The 21,636-nt window shown below is 70.7% G+C and carries 17 protein-coding genes; 8 read left to right on the forward strand and 9 right to left on the reverse strand.

Translation table 11 applies throughout. The features are described from left to right. Positions 1–119 precede the first annotated feature (119 nt). From SGFS_RS19460 to SGFS_RS19475, 4 genes are all read left to right on the forward strand, one after another. Positions 120–3,347, forward strand: coding sequence for a sensor histidine kinase (locus tag SGFS_RS19460; protein WP_286251966.1), 3,228 nt, complete (start codon positions 120–122; stop codon positions 3,345–3,347). 10 nt (positions 3,348–3,357) lie between these two features. Continuing rightward, positions 3,358–3,771, forward strand: coding sequence for a roadblock/LC7 domain-containing protein (locus SGFS_RS19465; protein ID WP_037781109.1), 414 nt, complete (start codon positions 3,358–3,360; stop codon positions 3,769–3,771). A 98-nt stretch (positions 3,772–3,869) separates the two neighbouring features. Further along, positions 3,870–4,439 (forward strand): DUF742 domain-containing protein, encoded by a 570-nt coding sequence (locus SGFS_RS19470; protein ID WP_286251967.1) that lies wholly within the window; start codon positions 3,870–3,872, stop codon positions 4,437–4,439. Further along, complete coding sequence (locus tag SGFS_RS19475; RefSeq protein ID WP_009314218.1) at positions 4,420–5,001, forward strand: GTP-binding protein; 582 nt, start codon at positions 4,420–4,422, stop codon at positions 4,999–5,001. Before SGFS_RS19470 ends, SGFS_RS19475 begins: the two co-directional genes overlap by 20 nt. A 157-nt stretch (positions 5,002–5,158) precedes the next feature. On the opposite strand, the gene SGFS_RS19480 is transcribed toward SGFS_RS19475, so the two are convergent. The 3 genes from SGFS_RS19480 to SGFS_RS19490 form a co-directional block, all read right to left on the reverse strand. Beyond that, positions 5,159–5,350 carry an acyl-CoA carboxylase epsilon subunit gene (locus tag SGFS_RS19480; protein ID WP_286251968.1) on the reverse strand — a complete coding sequence of 64 codons (192 nt, stop codon included), beginning with the start codon at positions 5,348–5,350 and terminating at the stop codon, positions 5,159–5,161. A gap of 57 nt (positions 5,351–5,407) precedes the next feature. Continuing rightward, entirely contained in the window at positions 5,408–6,991 is a 1,584-nt protein-coding gene (locus SGFS_RS19485) for an acyl-CoA carboxylase subunit beta (protein WP_286251970.1), read from the reverse strand. Between the two features lie 141 nt (positions 6,992–7,132). Next, entirely contained in the window at positions 7,133–9,466 is a 2,334-nt protein-coding gene (locus tag SGFS_RS19490) for a polysaccharide lyase 8 family protein (RefSeq protein WP_286251972.1), read from the reverse strand. Between the two features lie 147 nt (positions 9,467–9,613). Between SGFS_RS19490 and SGFS_RS19495 the strand changes: the two genes are divergently transcribed. Then, positions 9,614–10,228, forward strand: coding sequence for a YceI family protein (locus SGFS_RS19495; protein ID WP_286251973.1), 615 nt, complete (start codon positions 9,614–9,616; stop codon positions 10,226–10,228). Between the two features lie 75 nt (positions 10,229–10,303). Here SGFS_RS19495 and SGFS_RS19500 read toward each other — a convergent pair whose 3' ends face one another. Genes SGFS_RS19500 through SGFS_RS19510 form a run of 3 tightly spaced genes read right to left on the reverse strand, consistent with a single transcriptional unit; the run spans position 10,304 to position 13,361 of the window. After that, on the reverse strand, positions 10,304–10,927 hold the full coding sequence (locus SGFS_RS19500) for a YdeI/OmpD-associated family protein (protein WP_286251975.1): 624 nt from the start codon (positions 10,925–10,927) through the stop codon (positions 10,304–10,306). Between the two features lie 38 nt (positions 10,928–10,965). After that, positions 10,966–11,841, reverse strand: a complete 876-nt coding sequence (locus SGFS_RS19505; RefSeq protein WP_286251977.1) for an aminoglycoside phosphotransferase family protein — start codon at positions 11,839–11,841, stop codon at positions 10,966–10,968. Between the two features lie 56 nt (positions 11,842–11,897). Beyond that, positions 11,898–13,361, reverse strand: coding sequence for a condensation domain-containing protein (locus SGFS_RS19510; RefSeq protein ID WP_286251979.1), 1,464 nt, complete (start codon positions 13,359–13,361; stop codon positions 11,898–11,900). A 99-nt stretch (positions 13,362–13,460) separates the two neighbouring features. On the opposite strand from SGFS_RS19510, the gene SGFS_RS19515 reads away from it, so the two are divergent. Together SGFS_RS19515 and SGFS_RS19525 are read left to right on the forward strand one after the other, a co-directional pair. Then, positions 13,461–13,583 carry a hypothetical protein gene (locus tag SGFS_RS19515; RefSeq protein WP_286251981.1) on the forward strand — a complete coding sequence of 41 codons (123 nt, stop codon included), beginning with the start codon at positions 13,461–13,463 and terminating at the stop codon, positions 13,581–13,583. 427 nt (positions 13,584–14,010) lie between these two features. Continuing rightward, positions 14,011–14,796: a S1 family peptidase gene (locus SGFS_RS19525; protein WP_286251984.1), complete on the forward strand. Its 786-nt coding sequence runs from the start codon at positions 14,011–14,013 to the stop codon at positions 14,794–14,796. Between the two features lie 95 nt (positions 14,797–14,891). On the opposite strand, the gene SGFS_RS19530 is transcribed toward SGFS_RS19525, so the two are convergent. Continuing rightward, positions 14,892–16,277 carry a hypothetical protein gene (locus tag SGFS_RS19530; RefSeq protein ID WP_286251986.1) on the reverse strand — a complete coding sequence of 462 codons (1,386 nt, stop codon included), beginning with the start codon at positions 16,275–16,277 and terminating at the stop codon, positions 14,892–14,894. Positions 16,278–16,345: 68 nt separating this feature from the next. Further along, positions 16,346–18,811, reverse strand: a complete 2,466-nt coding sequence (locus SGFS_RS19535) for a glycoside hydrolase family 3 N-terminal domain-containing protein (RefSeq protein WP_286251988.1) — start codon at positions 18,809–18,811, stop codon at positions 16,346–16,348. A 170-nt stretch (positions 18,812–18,981) separates the two neighbouring features. Here SGFS_RS19535 and SGFS_RS19540 point away from each other — a divergent pair, with 170 nt between their 5' ends. Then, positions 18,982–19,467: a hypothetical protein gene (locus SGFS_RS19540; RefSeq protein ID WP_286251989.1), complete on the forward strand. Its 486-nt coding sequence runs from the start codon at positions 18,982–18,984 to the stop codon at positions 19,465–19,467. Between the two features lie 195 nt (positions 19,468–19,662). On the opposite strand, the gene cimA is transcribed toward SGFS_RS19540, so the two are convergent. After that, entirely contained in the window at positions 19,663–21,267 is a 1,605-nt protein-coding gene (cimA, locus tag SGFS_RS19545) for a citramalate synthase (protein WP_286251990.1), read from the reverse strand. Positions 21,268–21,636 lie beyond the last annotated feature (369 nt).

A 21,636-nucleotide genomic window follows, 5' to 3' on the forward strand; every position in this document is an offset into this window, starting at 1 on the left:
TGGAACTGCGCAACCCGACGTGCTGGAATGCCTGAACTGCCCATTAGTCAAAGACGTACTAGGGCGTGGAGTCACCCGCGGCACGACGTAGGTGCCGGCGCCGAGAGGTTGTTGGTCGAGTGAGGCGAAGCAAGAAAGGTCCCGAGCCGTCGGCGCGGGGCAACTTCACCCCGCCGCCGCGCGGAGCGGCACCCGCACAAGTGACCGGACCGGAGCCGACGGCCGCACCCGCTTCCAGCGGTAGTCGTCTCTCCCCTCGCAACTGGCGTGTACCCACCCGCCTGAACGCGATTCTCCTCATACCCGTGCTGGTCGGCCTCGTCATGGGCGGCTTCCAGGTGAAGGGCTCGATCGACACCTGGCAGGAAGCACGCGACGCCGAGAAGGTCGCGAAGATCGTGGCCGCCGCAGGCGATTACGCCGAGGCGCTGCTCAACGAGCGTGACGTCTCGGCCGAGCCCCTGCTGAAGGGCAACCGGGACAGCGATGTCGTCCAGAAGGCCCGTGCCGTCACCGACGAGAAGCAGGACGCCTTCCACGCGGCGGTCGTGGGCATGCCCTCCGGGCAGGGCCTGGAGCGCCGTCTGGACCTGGTGACGAAGGCCGAGCCCAAGCTCGAGGACATACGCCAGGCCGCCTTCACCCGGGCGGCCGACCCGACGCAGACCGAAGAGGGCTACGTCACCATCGAGCACTACTTGATGGAGTTCTCCAACGAGCTCGGCCTCGGTACGGGCAACGTCACCGCGTACGGCCGTACGGTCTACGCGCTCGCACTGGCCAAGGGCGCCGCGTCGCTGCAGCGCGCGATCGGCATGCACCTGCTGGTCAGGCCCAGCGAGAACGCCACGACCTACCGCCAGCAGGTCACCGCCTTCACCTCGTACGCGTACCTCGAGAACGTCGCCGTGCAGGAGTACGTCTCCGGTGGCACCGAGGCGGACGCCACCCGGCTGCAGTCGGTCATGGCCGAGAAGACCGCCGAGGGCAAGAAGCAGGTCGAGGCCGCGGCCACGGCCGCCAAGGCCCAGGGCAAGAACTTCGTCGCGCCGCCGGACTCGATGCTGGCGATGATCCAGGAGATCGGCAAGGGCCAGACGCCCGATGAGCTCGCGGCGAAGGGCATCACCCCGTCGACCTGGATGGCGGCCTCCACCCTGAAGTTCGAGGGCTACAGCGAGGTCGAGACCGAGCTGATCAACCGCGCGGTGGACGAGGCCGGCACGATCGCCTCCGACGCCCAGCGCGACGCCTACATCAACGGCGCGATCGTCGTGGTCGCCCTGCTCGCGGCGTTCATCATCGCCGGGATCATGGCCCGTCAGATGAGCCGCTCGATGCGCCAGCTGCGCAACGCCGCCTTCGGCATCGCCGAGCAGCGCCTGCCGATGCTGGTCGACCAGCTCTCGCGCACCGACCCCGGCCGCGTCGACACCCGGGTCGCCCCGATTCCGATCAACACCACGGACGAGATCGGCGAGGTCGCCCGCGCCTTCGACCAGGTCCACCGCGAGGCCGTCCGGCTCGCCGCCGAGCAGGCCCTCCTCCGTGGCAACATCAACGCGATCTTCACCAACCTCTCGCGCCGCAACCAGTCCCTGATCGAGGGCCAGCTGACCCTGATCACCGACCTGGAGAACAACGAGGCCGACCCGGACCAGCTGGAGAACCTCTTCAAGCTGGACCACCTGGCGACCCGTATGCGCCGCAACGGCGAGAACCTCCTGGTCCTCGCCGGCGAGGAGCCCGGCCGCCGCTGGGACCAGCCGGTCCCGCTGATCGACGTGCTGCGCGCCGCCTCCTCCGAGGTGGAGCAGTACGAGCGCATCGAGCTCTCCGGCGTTCCGGAGGCCGAGATCCACGGCCGTGCCGTGACCGACCTCGTGCACCTGCTCGCCGAGCTCCTGGAGAACGCCACCACGTTCTCCTCCCCGCAGACCAAGGTCCGCGTCACCGCGACCCGTCTCCCCGACGGCCGCGTGATGATCGAGATCCACGACAAGGGCATCGGCCTCACCGCCGAGGACTTCGCGGACATCAACCACAAGCTGGCCAACCCGCCGACCGTGGACGCCGCGATCTCCCAGCGCATGGGTCTGTTCGTGGTCGGCCGGCTGTCCGACCGGCACGGCATCCGTGTCCAGCTGCGCCCCTCGGGCGAGCAGGCCGGTACGACCTCGCTGGTCATGCTCCCCGACGTCATCACCCACGGTGGCGGTGGCGAGCAGCACCAGCCGCAGGCCGACCAGTTCACGGTCTCGCAGATCATCCCGGAGCAGCACGGCTTCCAGCAGGCCGCCGTGCCCCCGATGCGCACGGCCGCCGAGCTCGGCTTCGACGACAGTCGTTACGAGGTCCCGGACGACATCCGCGAGCTGGACCCCGTCGGCCGCTCCCTGATCCGCGAGGAGCGCCGGGCGGCCCTGGAGGCCCAGACGCACGGCCAGATCCCGCAGCAGCCCGGCGGCGAGGCCCCGCGCTACGGCGACGACTTCCAGGCACCCGAGCCGTCCTACGACAACGGCGCGACGGGGTACGTCGACCCGCAGCGCTCGTTCGACCAGCAGACGGGGTACGAGGAGCCGCAGCAGCCGTCGTACGACGAGCCGTACTTCGCGTCGAACGGCAGCCTGCCGAACGGCAACGGCGGTCTGCCGGCCGGGAACGACCTTTTCGGTGCTACCGGCGGTTACCCTGAGCCCTCGTATGCGGAGCCCGTCCAGGAGACGGGAGCCGTCGGCGCTCCGGAGACCTACTCGGGCTTCGAAGAGCCGTCCTATCAGGACGACTGGCCGCAGCAGCAGGACTACCAGAGCCCCTACGGCTCCGAGTACGCTCCGGAACCGGAATCCACGCAGGCCGCTGACGTGACGGAGCCGGACCGCGTAGGCTTCGACCGTCCGGGTTCCACCCCCTCCGCCGGCCACGCGCTGACCGACGCCGGCCTGCCCCGCCGCGGCTCCACCGCGAGCGCGGGCGGCACGAGCGCGGGCGCCGTGAACGGACGGCAGGATGTGGCCCAGGACCAGCCGACGACGGCCGGGGGACCGAACGGCGACTGGCGCTCCGCCAACGACGAGCGCTGGCAGCAGGCCTCCCAGCTGAAGAAGCCGAAGGCGGGCGGGGTCACCTCTTCCGGTCTGCCGCGGCGGGTACCCAAGGCCAACCTGGTCGAGGGTGCCGCGAAGACGACCCCGCAGGGAGGTCCACAGATCTCCCGCGCTCCCGAGGACGTCCGGGGCAGGCTGAGCAACCTGCGCCGGGGTGTCCAGCGGGGACGCAGCGCAAGCAGTGAAACGAACGGCCAGGGCTTCGGTCCTGACAGCACCTACAACCAGGAGCGTTAGTGTGAGCCCGATGAGCCAGGCGGCACAGAACCTGAACTGGTTGATCACCAATTTCGTGGACAACACCCCCGGGGTGTCGCACACGGTGGTGGTCTCCGCCGACGGACTCCTTCTGGCGATGTCCGAAGGGTTCCCGCGCGACCGTGCCGACCAGCTGGCGGCCGTGGCGTCGGGTCTTACCTCTCTGACCGCGGGTGCCTCCCGCATTTTCGAGGGTGGCAGCGTCAATCAGACGGTTGTGGAGATGGAGCGGGGATTCCTCTTCATCATGTCCGTTTCCGACGGTTCCTCGCTCGCCGTTCTCGCACACCCGGAGGCGGACATCGGCCTCATTGGGTACGAGATGGCACTTCTGGTGGACCGCGCCGGCTCGGTCCTGACGCCCGATCTGCGTGCGGAGCTCCAGGGCAGCCTGCTCAACTAACAGTCAGACGGTGCGTATTGGCGTCCCGGGGCCGTAAGGTTTCGGGACGCGGCTTCCAATGAGCCATGGATGCCAGCACAGTCGGAGGAGGAGAGAACGTGGCAACACCCCCAGGCGGTTCATCGTCGGGCAACTGGTCGTACCCTGGCCAGGGGCCGGGCCAGGGTGACCAGAACCGGTACAACTTCCCCTCCGCGCCGAGCCGTCAGCAGCCGTACGCACCGCAGGGCCCCGGCCCTTCGCCGTACGACCAGCCGTCGATGCCACGTATCCAGCCCGTGCAGCCGCAGCGCCGCACCCCTGAGCCGTCGCCCGTCGGGGCGTCGCACAACCCCCTGGTGCGCCCGTACGCCATGACGGGCGGCCGCACCAGGCCGCGTTACCAGCTCGCCATCGAGGCGCTGGTGCACACCACCGCGCAGCCGCACCAGATGCAGGGCCAGTTGCCCGAGCATCAGCGGATCTGCAACCTCTGCCGGGAGATCAAGTCGGTGGCCGAGATCTCGGCTCTCCTGACGATCCCTCTCGGCGTGGCCAGGATCCTCGTCGCCGACTTGGCGGAGGCGGGCCTGGTCGCCATCCATCAGCCCGGCGGCGACGAGAGCGCCGGCGGCCAGCCAGACGTGACACTGCTCGAAAGGGTGCTCAGTGGACTTCGCAAGCTCTAGCGGCGGTCCTTCCCGCTCCACCACCTCAGCGAAGATCGTGGTGGCGGGTGGCTTCGGCGTGGGCAAGACCACGTTCGTCGGGGCCGTCTCGGAGATCAACCCGCTGCGTACCGAGGCCGTGATGACGTCCGCTTCCGCGGGCATCGACGACCTCACCCACACCGGAGACAAGACGACCACGACGGTCGCCATGGACTTCGGCCGTATCACCCTGGACCAGGACCTGATCCTGTACCTGTTCGGCACCCCCGGGCAGGACCGCTTCTGGTTCATGTGGGACGACCTGGTGCGCGGCGCCATCGGCGCCATCGTCCTCGTGGACACCCGCAGGCTCGCCGACTGCTTCCCGGCCGTCGACTACTTCGAGAACAGCGGCCTGCCGTTCGTGATCGCCCTGAACGGCTTCGACGGCCAGCAGCCGTACAACCCGGACGAGGTCCGGGAGGCGCTGCAGATCGGTCCCGACACGCCGATCATCACGACGGACGCGCGGCACCGGGCGGACGCGAAGAGTGCGCTTATCACTCTGGTCGAGCATGCGCTGATGGCTCGCCTCCGGTAGGCGCCTGCGGCACCGCTCAGCATCAAAAGGGGCCCTTCCCTTGTGGAGGGGCCCCTTTTGATGGGTCGGTCCGTCGGCTGCAGGTCGGTGGGGGCTGGCAGCCGACACACAACGAAAGGGCCCCCTCCATCCGGAGGGGGCCCTTTCAGGACAAGGCTCAGCGCCAGCTGTGCGGCGCCCGGAAACCCGGCTCGCGCTCCAGGCGGCGCCAGCCGGCGCGGGCGCGGCCTCGGTGGGCCGGGGCCTCGGCGGGCTGGGCTGCCGCGCGGGCGAGCAGCAGAGCGGTGATCGCGGCCACTTCTTCCGGCTCGGCGTGGCCCTTCTCGACGCGAATGTCAGGCAGGTTCATGGATGTCAGTCTCCGTGAGAGAAGTTTCCGCAGGGGTACCGCGAAGGAACCGGCGGGTTACTGCGGCGGGTTGCCGTGCTTGCGGGACGGCAGGTCCGCGTGCTTGGTGTGGAGCATGGCCAGCGAGCGGATGAGGATCTCGCGGGTCTCGGCCGGGTCGATGACGTCGTCCACGAGGCCGCGCTCGGCCGCGTAGTACGGGTGCATCAGCTCGGCCTTGTACTCCTTCACCATCCGGACCCGCATCGCCTCGGGGTCCTCGGCGTCGGCGATCTGCCGCCGGAAGATGACGTTGGCGGCACCCTCGGCGCCCATCACGGCGATCTCGTTGGTCGGCCAGGCATAGGTCAGGTCGGCGCCGATGGACTGGCTGTCCATGACGATGTAGGCGCCTCCATACGCCTTGCGCAGGATCAGCGAGATCCGGGGCACGGTCGCGTTGCAGTAGGCGTACAGCAGCTTCGCGCCGTGGCGGATGATCCCACCATGCTCCTGGTCTACACCAGGGAGGAAGCCGGGTACGTCCAGAAGAGTGACGATCGGGATGTTGAAGGCGTCGCACATCTGGACGAAGCGTGCGGCTTTCTCCGACGCCTCGATGTCGAGGACGCCCGCCAGCGTCTGCGGCTGGTTGGCGACGATGCCGACCACCTGGCCGTCGAGGCGGGCCAGGGCACAGATGATGTTGCGGGCCCAGCGCTCGTGGACCTCCAGGTAGTCGCCGTCGTCGACGAGCTCCTCGATGACCTTGGCCATGTCGTACGGCCGGTTGCCGTCGGCCGGGACGAGGTCGAGCAGGACGTCCGAGCGGCGGTCGGCGGCGTCCGTGGACTCCGCGCGCGGCGGGTTCTCGCGGTTGTTCTGCGGGAGCATCGACAGGAGGTAGCGCACCTCGGCGATGCACGTCTCCTCGTCGTCGTACGCGAAGTGGCAGACGCCCGAGGTCTCCGCGTGGACGTCCGCGCCGCCCAGGCCGTTCTGGGTGATCTCCTCGCCGGTGACCGCCTTGACGACGTCCGGGCCGGTGATGAACATCTGCGAGGTCTCGCGGACCATGAAGACGAAGTCGGTGAGGGCGGGGCTGTAGGCCGCGCCGCCCGCGCAGGGGCCGAGCATCACGCTGATCTGCGGGATGACACCGGACGCCCTGGTGTTGCGCTGGAAGATGCCGCCGTAGCCGGCGAGGGCGGAGACGCCCTCCTGGATACGGGCTCCCGCGCCGTCGTTGAGGGACACGAGCGGGGCACCGGCCGCGATGGCCATGTCCATGATCTTGTGGATCTTCGTGGCGTGGGCCTCGCCGAGGGCGCCGCCGAAGATGCGGAAGTCATGGGCGTAGACGAAGACCGTGCGGCCCTCCACCGTGCCCCAGCCGGTGACGACACCGTCGGTGTACGGCTTCTTGGCCTCCAGGCCGAAGCCGCTGGCGCGGTGCCGACGCAGCTGCTCGACCTCCTGGAAGGAGCCCGGGTCCAGCAGCAGATCGATGCGCTCCCGGGAAGTCAGCTTGCCCTTGGCGTGCTGCGCCTCGGTCGCCTTCTCGCTGGGGCCGGCGATCGCCTGGGCACGGATCTCGTGCAGTTCGGCCACTCGCCCGCGCGCATCCGTCGGCTCACCCGGCGCCTCATCCAAAACGGTCATGTAGTGACCTTACGAAGCCGAGCGATAAAAGCGGCCCGTCGACTCCGTACAGTCTCCGGCGCGTTTTCCTGGTACCCCTGAACAGAACCGTCCCGGCATGCAGGCGAACCGACTGCTCAGGGGGTACCCGTCTTGTAGGGGTCACACAATCCGGCCGCTGAGAGTCACATCACATGTGTACGTGGCGCAGGCCGTGCCGGGAGTGATCCGGAGCCGCAGCCGACGGGCTGTCGCCTCCAGCACCTCGACCGGTTCATCGGCCCGGAGCACTGCTCCGACCGGATGATTCCAGCAGATCTCGACGGCCTCGCCCGAGCGCGGCGGCTCGCTCACGCAGAGCGTAGCGGTACGGCCCCGGCGGCGGAGCAGCACGCTCGCCCCGGCCGAGGCGGTCAGCGGGCCCACCGTACCGGCCTGCCAGAAGTTGGCCGCGGTCAGGCCGAGGGAGGGGACGTGGACCGCCTGCCGGGCGCTGTCGTTGGCGAGGATCGACAACCAGCGCCGGTCGGCCGCGCGGGCGCCGACCGCGCGAGAGGAGGCGCCGGGCATCACCAGATAGGCGTAACGGGCGTCGGTGGGGTCGGTGCCGTGGTCCAGCCAGAGGGTCTGCCAGTGCCGGGTGCGGCGTTCACTCGTACTGGTGGTGTTGATGTCGGACCAGGCTCCGGTGCGGGCCTCGCGGAGGGTGTGGAGGGCGCCGCCGTCGAGGACGACCCAGCCGCCGTGGCCTTCCAGGTGGGCCCAGCGCGGGCCGCGCAGCAGCCGGGGCTCGCCGCTCTCCCCCAGGTTGCGGTTGTCGACGATCGTCTCGACGGGCACCCCGTCCGTGCAGGTGATGCCGGCCCCCAGGCAGACGACCGTGTCCGCGAGGCAGAGCCACGACTTGCGGGCCGCCAGGCTGGAGCCGAGCCCCTTGAGGTGCTGCCCGATCGCCGCGTACTCGCCGTCGGTCGCCCCGCCGACCCACCGCACGGCGGGCTTCGGTTCGCCCCACTCGCCGCCCGCCCGGTCCGGGAGCCGCCGGGTGGAGACGGTGGTGCCGGGCAGGCGGTACCAGTCGACGGTCGGCCAGTACCAGTTGGTGTACTGGTCGCCGAGGCCCTCGGCCCACCACAGGGTCATTCCGGCGCCGGTGTGCCAGCCGCGCGGGTTCTCGCCGTTGCCGCACTCGTAGTGGGCGATGCGGTCGGAGGCCATGGCGATGTGCACGGCGAAGCCCGGGCGGCGGTGGACGGCCCGGTCCATGGCGGCGAAGAGATGGTGGCCGACGGGGTCGGGCGTGGCGGCCACCGGGGAACCCGCGACGGCGTGCAGCCGGGCCAGGTCGGCGACCCCGAACTGTGCGGCCGTGAGGATCGGCGTCACCGTGTCCCGCTCGATCCACCCCTTGATCCGCCCGTGCCACCGCTCACGCTCGGCCGCGGTGGCGCCGAGGGCGAGCAGCGCGATCGCGGCGATGATCCCCTGCCCGTGGAAGTGGTCGCCGCGCAGGACGTGCCGGTCATCGCTCTTGAGGTGCCCCCGGCTGATGGCGCGCCCGTTGACGCCGTCCATGACGAGCCCGTCATGGATGAGGGGCGCGTACGCGCGTTCGACGCTGTCGAGGACGATCTGCTTGTCCGGGTCGGTCACGTCCCAGGTGGAGCCGGCGAGCAGAGCGAAGAGCCGCCCCAGCCCGTCGAGGAGGACCTGACCGTACGTCCCCGAGTACGCGACCCAGGTGTGCTGCACGAACGAGCCGTCGGCGTACAGCCCGTCCCCCGCGGTGACGTACGGGAAGACGGGTGAGAGGGCGTCCCGGGCGAGGGCGAGCTTCTCGGGGGTGCGGCCGAGGATGCCGCGCAGGGCGACGGAGCGGCAGAGGTCGACGCGGTTGGCGCCGGTGGAGGTGCCGGTGTGCTCGCGGAGCAGGGAGTCGGGGACGAAGTGGTCGATCGCCGCGCAGGCGTCCGTGATGCGTGTGTCCGTCAGGTGGTCGTACAGGGCGGCGGCGATGTCCGTCAGCAGGCGGGGGCTGCCGATCTGCCACTCCCACCAGTTGCCGTAGCGGGTGGTGGCGGGGTGGTAGACGGTCGCGGAGAGGTGGTCGAGGCCGCGCAGGACGTCCGCGAGGAGGGCGGGGTCGCCGGTCGAGCCGGTGCCCTGCTGGACGTACGCCTGGGTCATGGTCCACAGACGGCTGTAGCTCCGGGTGATGCCGGAGGGCGGGTCGAAGGGGCGGTCCGGCCAGAGGGAGGCCGGGGCGGGTGCCATGGCCGCGCGGAAGCCGCGGGCGAGGTCGCCGGTCTCGCGCAGGCGGGAGGCGTAGGGCTCGGCGGCGGGGTCGTAGCCGTCCCCGAGCCCGAGGGTCAGCCAGCGGCGGCGGAGGGTGTCGTACTCGTCGTCGGGGGCGGCAGCGGCGTACGCCTTGGGGGCGGTGGCCGCCAGGGCCGCGGTGAGGAGCAGGACGGTACGGCGCGTGGGGGTCATGCCCATGCCGTGTATCACCCACCCGGGGAGAGATCAACGATGCGTGACGGAACGATCACCAGGGCGACAAGGTTGAAACTTGAACGGAATAGGTCTACGGTGGGCCGTGTTCAGTTCGTTGAACATTGAACGACCTCACTCAAGGAGCACGTCATGGGCATCTTCGGCCGCAGCAACACGATCTCCGAGACCGCTGTCGCGCCCCTGGACGCGGTGAACCCCGAGCTGGCCGCGCTCACCGGCGACTACACGATCGACCCGTCCCACACGACGATCGGCTTCGTCGCCCGCCACGCCATGGTCACCAACGTCAAGGGCGGCTTCCTCGACTTCTCCGGCAGCCTGCACCTGGACGGCTCCGACCCGTCCCGGTCCACCGCCTCGATCGACGTCACGATGGACAGCATCGACACCGGCAACGCCGACCGTGACGGGCACCTGAAGAGCGCGGACTTCTTCCGGACCGAGGAGTTCCCGACGATGACGTTCCGCTCGACCAAGGCGGAGGCCCTCGGCGGCGACGACTACCGCATCACCGGCGACCTCTCCATCCTCGGCACGACCAGGCCGCTCGTCATCGACCTGGAGTTCAACGGCACGGCCAAGGACCCGTTCGGCAACGAGCGCGTCGGCTTCGAGGGCAAGGCGGAGATCCTGCGCTCGGAGTGGGGCCTGACGTGGAACGCGGCGCTGGAGACGGGTGGCGTGCTGGTCTCGGACAAGATCAAGCTGAACTTCGACATCTCGGCGATCCGGAACGCGGGCTGAGCGGCCGGTGTCCTCGGCGGGCGGGGGTTGTGCGCCCGTTGGCGCACCCTTCGACGCCCCCGGCCCACGGGGTGATCAGTCAGTCGACCCGAGTGACCGGTTCTCCCGCGGCCCGGACGCCAGCTCGGCCACGGCCGCCCGGAGCCGGGCGGCCCGCGTCCGCGGTGTGCGGGCCTTCAGCAGCCCCAGGACGACGAGGTACCGGTCGGTCTTCCCCAGCCGCCGGAAGGCCTGTCCGGCGCCGGGGTTCTGTTCCAGGGCCGCCGCCAGGTCCTCAGGAACCCCGGCGAGCTTCTGCGACTCGTACGCGGTGGCCCATCGCCCGTCGGCCTCGGCCGCCGCGACCTCGGCGACACCGCCGGGCCGCATCCGCCCGGCGGCGGTCAGCTCCCCCACCCTTCGCACATTCACCATCGACCAGTCACTCCCCGGTCGGCGCGGGGTGATCCGCTGCAGGAAGTACGTCTCGTCGAGCTTCCGCCGCTGCCCGGTGATCCAGCCGTGGCAGAGGGCGAGGTCGTTGACGTCACGCGCGCTGACGGAACGGACGCCGGTCCCCTTCTTGGCGATCCTGACCCAGAGGCCGGGCTGCGGGGCGGGATGCGCGGTCAGCCAGGCGTCGAGCCGGTCGGGGTCTTCGAAAGCGAGGGCTTCCGCGACGAAGGCGTCGGAGATGGCAGAGGCGTCGGAGGTGGCCATGAGCCCCACGGTAGGCAGCGATTAGGCCAGGTGCCGTCCTATACGACGACCGGGTCGTCCAGCACCTCGGCCAGCACCCGTGCCTGCGCACCGTCGGGATCTGACCCGGCGGAGTCGGCCACACAGATCAACGCCTTCCACAGGGCCCAGCCGCGCGCCCGCCGCCATGCGTCGTCGTCCAGCCCGACGGACTCCCGGAAGAGCTGCCGCTCCTCCCCCGTGAAGTAGTTCCAGGCGATGACCAGGTCGCAGGCGGGGTCGCCGACACCGGACGTACCGAAGTCGATGACGGCGGAGAGGGCTCCGTCGTCGACGAGGAGATTCCCCACGGCGACGTCCCCGTGGAACCAGGTGGGCGCCGACGCCCAGACGGAAGTCAGTGCCTCCGCCCAGACGGCCTGGCAGGCGGCGACGTCGACGACGTCTCCGAGCCGCTGGAGGGCCTGCTCGACCTGGTCGCCGTAGGCGCTGGGATGGCACCCGCGGAAGTAGGAGTGCCGGCCGGCCGCCGGGCCGTGCTGCGCGGGGGCTGCGCGCAACTCCCGCAGAAAGGCGCCGAGATCGCGCGTGAGCCGAACCCGGTCGAGGTCCGGCGACGCCTCGACCGTGGCCCCCGGGAGCCATCTGCGCACCGCCCACGGAAACGGATACCCGGCCGCCGGACGCCCGACGGCCACCGGGCCCGGCACGGGCAACGACAGATGCTCGGCCAGCACAGGCAGACACCGGTCCTCCTTGGCGACGGCGGCCACGTACCCCTCCGCGCTGGGCAGCCGCACGGTGAGGCGGTCGCCGAGTCTGAAGGTGCGGTTGTCCCACCCCTGACGGTCGACGGGGCTGACCGGGAGGTCGCTCCACTGCGGGAACTGGTCCGCGATCAGGGTGCGTACGAGTGCGGTGGTGATATCGATCACCGGGTCAGTGTGCGGACGCATCGGAGGCGGGTGAAAGTGGTTTTTGTCGACAGGGCCTAGCGGAGCGGGCTCCGCGGACGGGAGTTGTCTTCCGCGCGTGGGGCGGGGACGGTGTTCGCGCCGCCCGCGGCCCGCTCGACGCGTGCCACCGACCCGATGAGGTCCCGCAGCCGCTCGGCGTACAACCGCATGTTCTTGTACGCCGCGTCGGTGTCCGGGTGGCGGGCCGCGAAGTGGAGGCCCTCGGGGAGTCTGGTGGTCCAGACGCACACCTGGTCGCCGTAGGAGACCCGCATGAGGCCGTGGGCGTTCAGTCGCTGCCAGCGGTGAGCGCCCGGCGTGGCGCGGCTGTCGACGAAGGAGACGATGGAGAAGAGGTCGGGGGACGTGGGGCGGAACTCGGCGCCCAGGAGGCGCAGGACGCGCATGATGGGCGTCCGGGAGAGCGGGCGGTTCTCGCGGAGTTCGGCGCGGACCAGCCGTAGCGCGCTGTCGAAGTCCGGGGCGTCGGCCACGGGGATCTCGATGGGGGCGCCGCCCACGTACCAGCCCATCGAGTCCGACCAGCGGGACTTCACCCTGGTGTGGAACGGGACCACCGTGCGGTAGACCTGCTGTCCCCCGAGCTCGCGCACGATGAGGGCGGTGGCCGCGAGGACGCCGGTCAGGGTGCCGCCGTACGGGCGGCAGTACGCCTCGAAGGCGGCGGCGTCCGCCGTGTCGACCAGCATCTCCTCCATGAGGCTCTGCGTGGGGAGCGGTCCGTCGGGGGTCAGGCCGAGGTCGACGGGGAAGTTCGGGAGCCTGCCGTCGCATCGGGCGATGAACCGGCGCCAGCGGGCCACGGTCGGGTGCGTCTCGTCGATCTCGTCGGCGTTCGCCCGCTCGATCGCGCAGAAGTCGACGTAGCTCGCGACCGGTGGGACGTCCGCCGCGCGGCCCTCGGCGCCCGCCGTGTAGAGGTCGTGGATCTCGGCGGTGATGCGGTGGATCGAGTACGCGTCGACGTTGGTGTGGTCGAACGCCAGGTAGACGCTCGTGCTGTCGTCCCGCACGACCGCGCTGTAGATGAAGTTCGGCCAGGAGAGGGCGTCCGCCGCGATGTCGAAGCGGTCCTGCAGGTGCTGTGTCAGCTTCGCCGCGTCGGGGAAGTCGCCGATGTCCTCGCGGCGCAGTCCGACGTCGGCCGCGTGCAGGGTGAAGCGCCGCATCTCGTCGTCGACCCAGCGGAAGCCGCTGCGCAGCGTCTCGTGCCGCAGGGTCCAGGTCCTCAACGCGTCCTGGAGGACGTCGAGATCGACCTTGCCGGGGATGTCGAACGCCGTGCCGATCCAGGTGGGTACGAACAGGCCGTCCGCACGGACCGTGCGGGAGGTGCGGACGTGCGACTCCTGTGCGTACGCGGGTGGACGGGAGTCCTCCGGCAGTGCGACCGCCGCTTCGACGGTCGTCGGACTCAACGTCCATTCCACCAGGCGGCCGGGGCGGATCCCACAACGCTGAAGGTCGGTAATGCGCATGGAGGGGTAACGATCCGCGTCACCGGGAGGGCACGGGGAGTCGCGGCGTGTCGCCGGGTAGGGTCGTGTCCCGTCCCCGCCACCACCTGGAGCGTCAACGTGAGCACACCGTCGAACGACGCCTCGCAGCACGGCGATTGGGTCGTCGTCGCCTCGTACGAGATCGATCACGGCCGCCCGCACCCCGCCGCCGCGCACCCCGCCGCCGCGCTCCACGCCTGACTGCGGGAACGCGGCATCGACTGGATGCCGTTCGGGGGTGACGAGTTCACCTGGGACAGAATGTGCGCCCCTGACCCCGCCGACGGGCGGTGGCGGGCGTGGGTGACCGTCCGGGTGCGTGCCGAGGCCCTCTGGCGGCTCGGACTCCATCCCGATCAGGCGGCCTCCGTCGGCGGCTCGGCCTCACCGCCCGGGTGGTGGCATGCCGCCGGTGAGCGGTATGCGCGGGTTCACCGACCGATGCCCTGGTCGTCGCCGTTGGCCTAGAGCGTGTGGCCGAATCACGCCCCTTGTCTCACCACTCACACGGTTCACATAATCCAGCAACAGAAATTGACCCGTTCATGGCAACAAGAGCGCTCTTTTTGTTGCTTGCTTGGCATGTGCGCGTCATTTTCACAGCCAACCCCCCACGGAAGGCCTCACGTTGAAGAAGCTCCTCACGGCACTCAAGAGATTCGCGGTGGTCGGTGCCGCCGGCCTCGCGATCGCCAGCCTGCAGCCCCTCTCGACCGCGACGGCCGCCCCGGCGCCCGTCGTCGGCGGTACGCGGGCCGCGCAGGGCGAGTTCCCGTTCATGGTCCGGCTCTCCATGGGCTGTGGCGGCGCGCTCTACACACAGCAGATCGTGCTCACCGCCGCGCACTGTGTGAACGGCTCGGGCGCCAACACCAGCATCACGGCCACCGCCGGTGTCGTGGACCTCCAGTCCACCTCCGGCCGCGTCCAGGTCCGGTCCACCCGGGTCCTCCAGGCCCCCGGCTACAACGGCACCGGCAAGGACTGGGCGCTCATCAAGCTCGCCCAGCCGATCAACCTGCCCACGCTGAAGATCGCCACGACCACGCAGTACAACACCGGTGACTTCACCGTCGCCGGCTGGGGCGCGGCCCGCGAGGGCGGTGCCCAGCAGCGCTACATGCTCAAGGCCACGGTGCCGTACATCAACGACGCCACCTGCAAGGCCTACGGCGGCCTCTACAGCGGTCTCGTCGCGGGCGAGGAGATCTGCGCCGGTTACGCCGCGGGCGGCGTCGACACCTGCCAGGGCGACTCCGGTGGCCCGATGTTCCGCAAGGACAACGCCGGCGCCTTCATCCAGGTCGGCATAGTCAGCTGGGGCGACGGCTGCGCCCAGCCCAACGCCCCCGGTGTCTACACCGAGGTCTCCACCTTCGCCTCGGCCATCGCCTCGGCCGCGGCCACGCTCTGACCTCACGCAGTTCGAGGACGAGCACGAGCACGAGTAGGGATACGAGGTTCACGGGTCCGGTGCCGCGTCGCGCCGGGCCCGTGGCCTTGTCCGCTTCAGAACCCTCCGCCGAAGTCCCCGCCCCCGCCGAAGTCGCCGCCGCCTCCGAAGTCCCCGCCCCCGAAGCCGCCGCCGAAGTCGTCGGTGTTGAAGTCCGCGCCCGAGACGTCGCCGCCCTCGTAGCCGGCGGCCTGGCCGAAGTCGCCGTAGCCCGAGCCGTAGACCGCCGCGTACGACGGGGTGGCCATCATGCTGCCGAGCATCGTGCCGACGAGGAGGCCGGGGAGGATGCCACCGCCGAAGTAGCCGCCCGCCCAGGGGCCGTATGCCGGGCCCGCCTCCCAGTAGGGGCGGCGGCCCGACGCCGTCTCCACCTCGCGGGCCATCGGGTCCCGGCCGTCCGCCAGACGGGCCTGGTCCGCCGCGCAGACCGGGACCTCGCGTTCGGCGCCGCCGAGCGGCGGGGTCCACAGCACGTCCGCCGCCGACGGGCCGTGGCGCGGGTCGAAGAAGCAGGGGGCCCGGCGGTCCGGCAGCGGGCGACCCTCCCTTCGTGCGGCCAGCAGGGCGAGGGAGTAGCGGCCGTCCTCCAGGGACTGGGTGACCCCGCGTACCTCCTCGGGGCGCGTGGCCGCCGCCATCAGGGACTTGGCCTGGTCGTACGCGTCCAGGGCGCGCTCGTAGTCGGCGCGCATCGCGTCGTCCGCGCCCGCCTCGGCGGGGTGGAAGTCCAGGCGGTCCAGTTCCTCGCCGAAGGCCGTGATGTCCTCGTCGACCACTACCTGGAGCTTCGCCAGGGCCGCGCGTCGCTCCGCTTCCTTCTTGCGGCGGTTGCGGCGGACCAGCGCGTACGCGCCCACACCGCCCGCCGCCAGGACGGTGCCCGCCGCCACCAGCGCGCCCGTGTTCACGCCCTCGTCGTCGCCGCCGGCGCTCCAGGTGGAGGGGGCCGAGCCGCCCACGCCGCTGCGCAGGGCGTCGTCCACGAAGTCGTTGAGCTGGGCCTTGGCGTCGCCCGCGCCCCGCGCCGCCGTGACCAGGTTCTGCACCGTCTGTTGACTCAGGACCGCTCTGTCGGCCTTCGCGTCGAAGCGTTCGCCCAGGCGGATGGCGTACACGCCTGTCACTCCGGTGTCGGTGCGGAGGTCGGCGAAGAGGTTCTTCGTCGGGGTGTCGCCCGGCAGGACCGCCACGAAGATCGGCTTGTCCGCGTCCTCGATCTTGTCGGCCAGGGCCTCGGCGTCCGAGGCGGACAGTTGGGCCGAGGCCGCCGGGTCGACGTAGACAGGGCTCTCGCGCAGGGACTCGGCCACCACGGAGAGATCGGTGGCCGCGGGCGCGGCGGGCGCGGCGGGCGCGCCGACCGACAGCGTCGCCAGCGCGGCGACGGCGAACGGTGCGATCAGGAAGCGGGTCAGACGTCGGACCGGTACGCCCTTCATACCTTCGAAGCTACCTCGATCGTCGTAAAAACGGATGATCCGTTCACCCAAGGACTGGCATACGGCCGTCACGCCGCCCGGTACGCCTCCCCCAGCTTGGCCAGCGCCTGCGCGTAGCGGCCGGTGAGCAGCAGGTGCTCGGCCGCCGCGAAGGGTTTGGCGACCGCCTCCGTCATACGGACGTCCTGCCCCACCTTCTCCTGCACACGCAGCCGCGCCTCGGTCACCAGGGCGTGTGCGGCACCGTGCGTCGCATCGGCGTGCTCCCCCGTCGAAGCCTTCGTCGTCAGACCCCAGCCGTAGGGGAACTGCGGGTCGTACGCCGTGTCGCCGACGTTGATCGGCAGCTGGGCCTCCGACTTCGGCCAGGTGACGGGCAGTCGGCCGGTGAAGGGGCGCCTGCCGTAGAGCACGTCCGCGACGCCGTCGCCCTCCGTGCCGGGCAGCCAGGAGGCGACCAGCGCGTCGATGTCGGCCAGCCGGTCGCCGATCAGCTGCGGGCGGCCGGAGACGATCAGCACCGCGCACTTCATGGCGCCGCACACCCGGTCCACGGCTGCCTTGTCGGCGGCGCTCAGCTCCAGGTCGTGGCCGTTGCCGACATCGCCGAAGCCCTCGGCGTACGGGGTCTCGCCGACGACGACCACGCCCACGTCGTGCCCGGCGGTCGGGGCGGAGGCGGCGGCGGAGTGGGTGATCTCGGCGCCCGTCTCGCGCAGGCCCTCCAGGACGGTCGTACCCTCGGTGATCGCACCGGACGAGCCCTGCCAGGTGATCGTCCAGCCGCCGCTCTGGTTGCCGAGGTCGTCGGCGTCGGAGCCGGCCACGTACACCTTCTGGGACTTCCTCAGGGGCAGCAGCCCGCCCGCGTTCTTCAGCAGGACCTGGGACTTCGCCACCGCCTCGCGGGCCGCCGCCCGGTGTGCGGGCGAGCCGATGTCCGCGATGCCGCCGGTGTCGGCGTACGGCTTCTCGAAGAGGCCCAGGCGGAACTTCTGGGTGAGGATGCGGGTGACGGCGTCGTCCACGCGCCGCTCGCTGATCCGGCCCGCCCTCACCTCGGCGACGAGGGTCCGGTGGAAGTCGCCGTACGCGTACGGGACCATGATCATGTCGAGGCCCGCGCCGACGGAGGTGCGGACGTCGCTCGCGTGGTCGCCGGGGATCTGGTCGATGGCCTGCCAGTCGCTGACGACGAAGCCGTCGAAGCCCATGCGGTCCTTGAGGACGCCGTTGATCAGGTCGGCGCGGGCGTGCATCCGCACGGCACCCCTGCCGTCGCCGAGGATGTCGAGGGACGAGTACGACGGCATGACCGAGCCGACGCCCCGGTCCACGGCCTCCTGGTACGGCGCGAGATGCACCGCCTCCAGCTCCTGCCGGGTGACCTTCGTGATGCCCTGGTCGATCGCGTATGTCCCGGTCGTGGACGAGCCGTACGCGGTGCCGCCGTCGCCGACGAAGTGCTTGGCGGTGGCGAGGACCTTGTCGTTCCTGTCCAGGTCCCGGCCGTCGCGGGCGCCCTGGAGGCCCTGGACGATCGTCTCCATGGACTTCACCAGCGCCGGGTCCTCGCCGAACGACTCGTACGCCCGGCCCCAGCGGTCGTCGCGGGTCACGCACAGGCAGGGGGCGAAGTCCCAGGGGACGCCGGTGGCGCGGGTCTCGGCCGCCGTCAACGCCCCCATGTCATGAGCGAGTTGTGGATCCCGGGCGGCGCCCAGGCCGATGTTGTGCGGGGTGATCGTGGCGCCGGTCAGGTTGTTGTGACCGTGGACCGCGTCCACCGCGTAGATCAGCGGGATCTGCAACCGGGTGGACATCGCCCGGAGTTGGAAGCCGTCGATCATCCGTGCCCAGCCCTCGGGGGTGTTCGGCGTGGGGGTGGAACCGCCGCCGGAGAGGAGCGATCCGAGGCCGTACGCCGTGATGTCGGCGGGGGTCGCGAGGGCACCGCGTTCGGCCTGGGTCATCTGGCCGGCCTTCTCCTCCAGGGTCATCCGGGAGAGGAGGTCGGCGACGCGCCTTCGCACCGGCAGCCCGGGGTCGAGGTAGGGCAGGCCGTGGGCTGCGATGACGACCGTCGGGGTTTCGGCGGGGGGTGTGGCGCCGGTGACCGTCAGTCCGACGGGGATCGTCTCGGCCGTTTCCGGCTTCGCGTCGGGGAGGGCGCGTACGGCGATGGTGCGCGTGGTGCCGGACGGGGTGCCCGGCGGGAAGGTGAGCGTGCCGGTCGTGGCGGTGTGGTCGGCGTCGGTGGCCGTCTCGTGGGCGACGGTGACCGGCTGCGTGACCTCGCCGGTGACGGTGACGCGGATCCGGGCCGTGTCGCCCTCGGTCACGGGGTACAGGGTGGCGTCCGTGGTCACGGTCGCGGGCCGGGCGGCCGTCGCCGGCGCGGCGAACGGCAGGGGGAGCAGGCCGGTCAGCAGGACGGCCGAGACGAGGAGCGACGTTCTTCGGCCGCCGGCGCGTGGGCCGGCGGGGCGGGGGGATCGCGAGGAACGCGTGGGGCTTTCCGGTGAGGACCGCATCGGGTGTCCCTCCACTGAGATTCCAGGGCCAGTCGCCGCGCCGAACTCCTGTTTCCCCTTTGTGACTCGATGGGAGTCAACTGTCGGCTTGGGGAGGCGTCGAGAGCCCTGTACAACCGTTCGGGAGGCGTGCTGGTCACGTAGCGCGACCGGGGGACGGAGGGGACGCCATGTGGCGGAGGATGGTCACCGTGGTGGGGGTGGCGGCCGGGTCGGTGATGCTGAGCGGCTGCAGCGCGGTCGATCTGCCGTTGGCGGCCGTGACGGTGGATGCCGACGGGGTGCCCCGGGCGTTGATCCGGCCGTGCGGTGACGGCGACTACGAGGGGCCGCAGCTGGAGGGCTGGGCGGGCTCGGACGAGGAGGGGGACGTCACCCAGGGGTGGAAGGTTAAGGGCGAGCGGTCGGGGGACGCGGAGATTCCGCTCTTCTCGCCGCCGGACGCGGGGCGGGTCCGGTACCGGGGTGAGCGGCGGCTGTTGCCGGACCACACGTATCAGCTGGTCTTCTGGCGTTACGTCACCACTGACTCCTACAACGGCGTCGTCACCTTCACCGCGGAGGACGTCGCCGGGCTGGAGCACGGGCAGGTCTGGGCGGACGGTCGGGCCATGAGCCCCGAGGAGTTCGAGGAGCTGGCGGAGGACTCCTGCTGACGGGGGTGCCGACCAGCGTTTCGCCCCCGCCGCCCCTACCCGCCCCCATCCCTGGGGCTGCGCCCCCGGACCCCCGGGCCGGTTCGTCGTCTGCGAGCCGGTGGGGCTTGTCGCGCGGTTCCCCGCGCCCCTTGAGGGGCGCGGGGAACCGCGCGAGCAACCACGATGTACTCGCACCCGCAGGAGGCGAAAGCGCTACTCCGCCGGTTCCACCCCGGCCCGCAGCAGCCCGTACGCGTACGCGTCCTCCAGTGCCTGCCAGGACGCGGCGATCACGTTGTCGGCCACGCCCACCGTGGACCACTCGCCCGTGCCGTCCGTCGTGGAGATGAGGACCCGCGTCGTGGAGTTCGTGCCGTGCTTGCCCTCCAGGATGCGGACCTTGTAGTCGACGAGCTCCAGCTTGGCGAGCTGGGGGTAGAGCTTCTCCAGGGCGACGCGGAGGGCTCGGTCGAGCGCGTTGACCGGGCCGTTGCCCTCCGCCGTGGCGACGATGCGCTCGCTCTTCGCCCACAGCTTGACCGTGGCCTCGTTGGCGTGGCTGCCGTCGGGGCGGTCCTCGACGATGGCCCGCCAGGACTCGGTGCGGAAGTAGGTGAGGGGCTTGCCGGCGACCTCCCCGCGGAGCAGGAGCTCGAAGGACGCGTCCGCCGCCTCGTACGTGTAGCCCTTGAGCTCGCGCTCCTTGACCCGCTCGACGACCCGGCCGACCAGCTCCCGGTCGCCGCCGAGGTCGACGCCCAGCTCCTTGCCCTTGAGCTCGATGGAGGCGCGGCCCGCCATGTCGGAGACCAGCATCCGCATGGTGTTGCCGACCAGCTCGGGGTCGATGTGCTGGTACAGATCCGGGTCGACCTTGATCGCGGAGGCGTGCAGGCCGGCCTTGTGGGCGAAGGCGGAGACACCGACGTACGGCTGGTGCGTGGACGGGGTGAGGTTCACGACCTCGGCGATCGCGTGGGAGATACGGGTCATCTCGCGCAGCTTGCCCTCGGGGAGGACCTTCTTGCCGTACTTCAGCTCCAGGGCGGCGACGACCGGGAAGAGGTTGGAGTTGCCGACGCGCTCGCCGTAGCCGTTGGCCGTGCACTGGACGTGGGTCGCGCCCGCGTCGACGGCGGCCAGGGTGTTGGCGACCGCGCAGCCCGTGTCGTCCTGGGCGTGGATGCCGAGGCGGGCACCGGTGTCGGCGAGAACCGTCGACACGACCGCCTGGACCTGCGCCGGCAGCATGCCGCCGTTGGTGTCGCAGAGGATCACGACGTCGGCGCCGGCCTCGGCGGCGGCCCGTACGACGGACTTGGCGTACTCGGGGTTGGCGCGGTAGCCGTCGAAGAAGTGCTCGCAGTCGACGAAGACCCGGCGGCCCTGCTCACGAAGGTGGGAGACGGTGTCGCGGACCATCTCCAGGTTCTCGTCGAGCGTCGTGCGCAGCGCCAACTCCACATGCCGGTCGTGCGACTTGGCGACGAGGGTGATGACGGGGGCGCCGGAGTCGAGCAACGCCTTGACCTGCGGGTCCTCGCTGGCCTTGGCGCCCGCGCGGCGGGTCGCGCCGAAGGCGACCAGCTGGGCGTGCCTGAAGTCGATCTCCTTCTGCGCCCGGGCGAAGAACTCCGTGTCCCTCGGGTTCGCGCCGGGCCAGCCGCCCTCGATGAAGCCGACGCCGAAGTCGTCCAGGTGCCGTGCGATGGCCAGCTTGTCCGCGACCGTGAGGTTGATGCCCTCGCGCTGGGCACCGTCGCGCAGGGTGGTGTCGAAGACGTGGAACGAGTCGTCGAGCTCGCTGGTTTCCGTCATGGTCTCAAGGCTCCTGTGTTGGATCTCGGTCGTACCGGAATGACCGGCTCCACCGTCCTCCAATGATCCCTCGCGCTGCGCTCCCGGCTGAAGGTGGGCCAGAAAAGCGAAAAACCCCTCGCGGGTGCGAGAGGTCTGCGCGCGGGTCGAGAACGACGGTGTCCGCCCGTACCTGGTCGTACGTGGCGGTCACTGCGGACCGGCGCGCCTGCTGCCAATAATCGTGGCGAACGAGAGCACGGGGGCAGTCTGGCACAGACCGGCCCCGTGCTCACCGTCCGTCTCAGGATACGAACAGCACAGTGACCACCGGATCACCGAAAGTGGCGTACGAACACGTCCGCGACGCCGTGGGAGTACGCGCTCCGG

The organism is Streptomyces graminofaciens (genome assembly GCF_030294945.1).
Lineage (GTDB): Bacteria > Actinomycetota > Actinomycetes > Streptomycetales > Streptomycetaceae > Streptomyces > Streptomyces graminofaciens.

Bases quoted from the DNA above. Each gene is read 5' to 3' on its own strand.
- SGFS_RS19480 (WP_286251968.1), bottom strand. From the start codon at position 5,350: ATGAACCTGCCTGACATTCGCGTCGAGAAGGGCCACGCCGAGCCGGAA.
- SGFS_RS19495 (WP_286251973.1), top strand. From the start codon at position 9,614: ATGGGCATCTTCGGCCGCAGCAACACGATCTCCGAGACCGCTGTCGCG.
- SGFS_RS19490 (WP_286251972.1), bottom strand. From the start codon at position 9,466: ATGGGCATGACCCCCACGCGCCGTACCGTCCTGCTCCTCACCGCGGCC.
- SGFS_RS19465 (WP_037781109.1), top strand. From the start codon at position 3,358: ATGAGCCAGGCGGCACAGAACCTGAACTGGTTGATCACCAATTTCGTG.
- SGFS_RS19500 (WP_286251975.1), bottom strand. From the start codon at position 10,927: ATGGCCACCTCCGACGCCTCTGCCATCTCCGACGCCTTCGTCGCGGAA.
- SGFS_RS19530 (WP_286251986.1), bottom strand. From the start codon at position 16,277: ATGAAGGGCGTACCGGTCCGACGTCTGACCCGCTTCCTGATCGCACCG.
- cimA (WP_286251990.1), bottom strand. From the start codon at position 21,267: ATGACGGAAACCAGCGAGCTCGACGACTCGTTCCACGTCTTCGACACC.
- SGFS_RS19540 (WP_286251989.1), top strand. From the start codon at position 18,982: ATGTGGCGGAGGATGGTCACCGTGGTGGGGGTGGCGGCCGGGTCGGTG.
- SGFS_RS19485 (WP_286251970.1), bottom strand. From the start codon at position 6,991: ATGACCGTTTTGGATGAGGCGCCGGGTGAGCCGACGGATGCGCGCGGG.
- SGFS_RS19535 (WP_286251988.1), bottom strand. From the start codon at position 18,811: ATGCGGTCCTCACCGGAAAGCCCCACGCGTTCCTCGCGATCCCCCCGC.
- SGFS_RS19510 (WP_286251979.1), bottom strand. From the start codon at position 13,361: ATGCGCATTACCGACCTTCAGCGTTGTGGGATCCGCCCCGGCCGCCTG.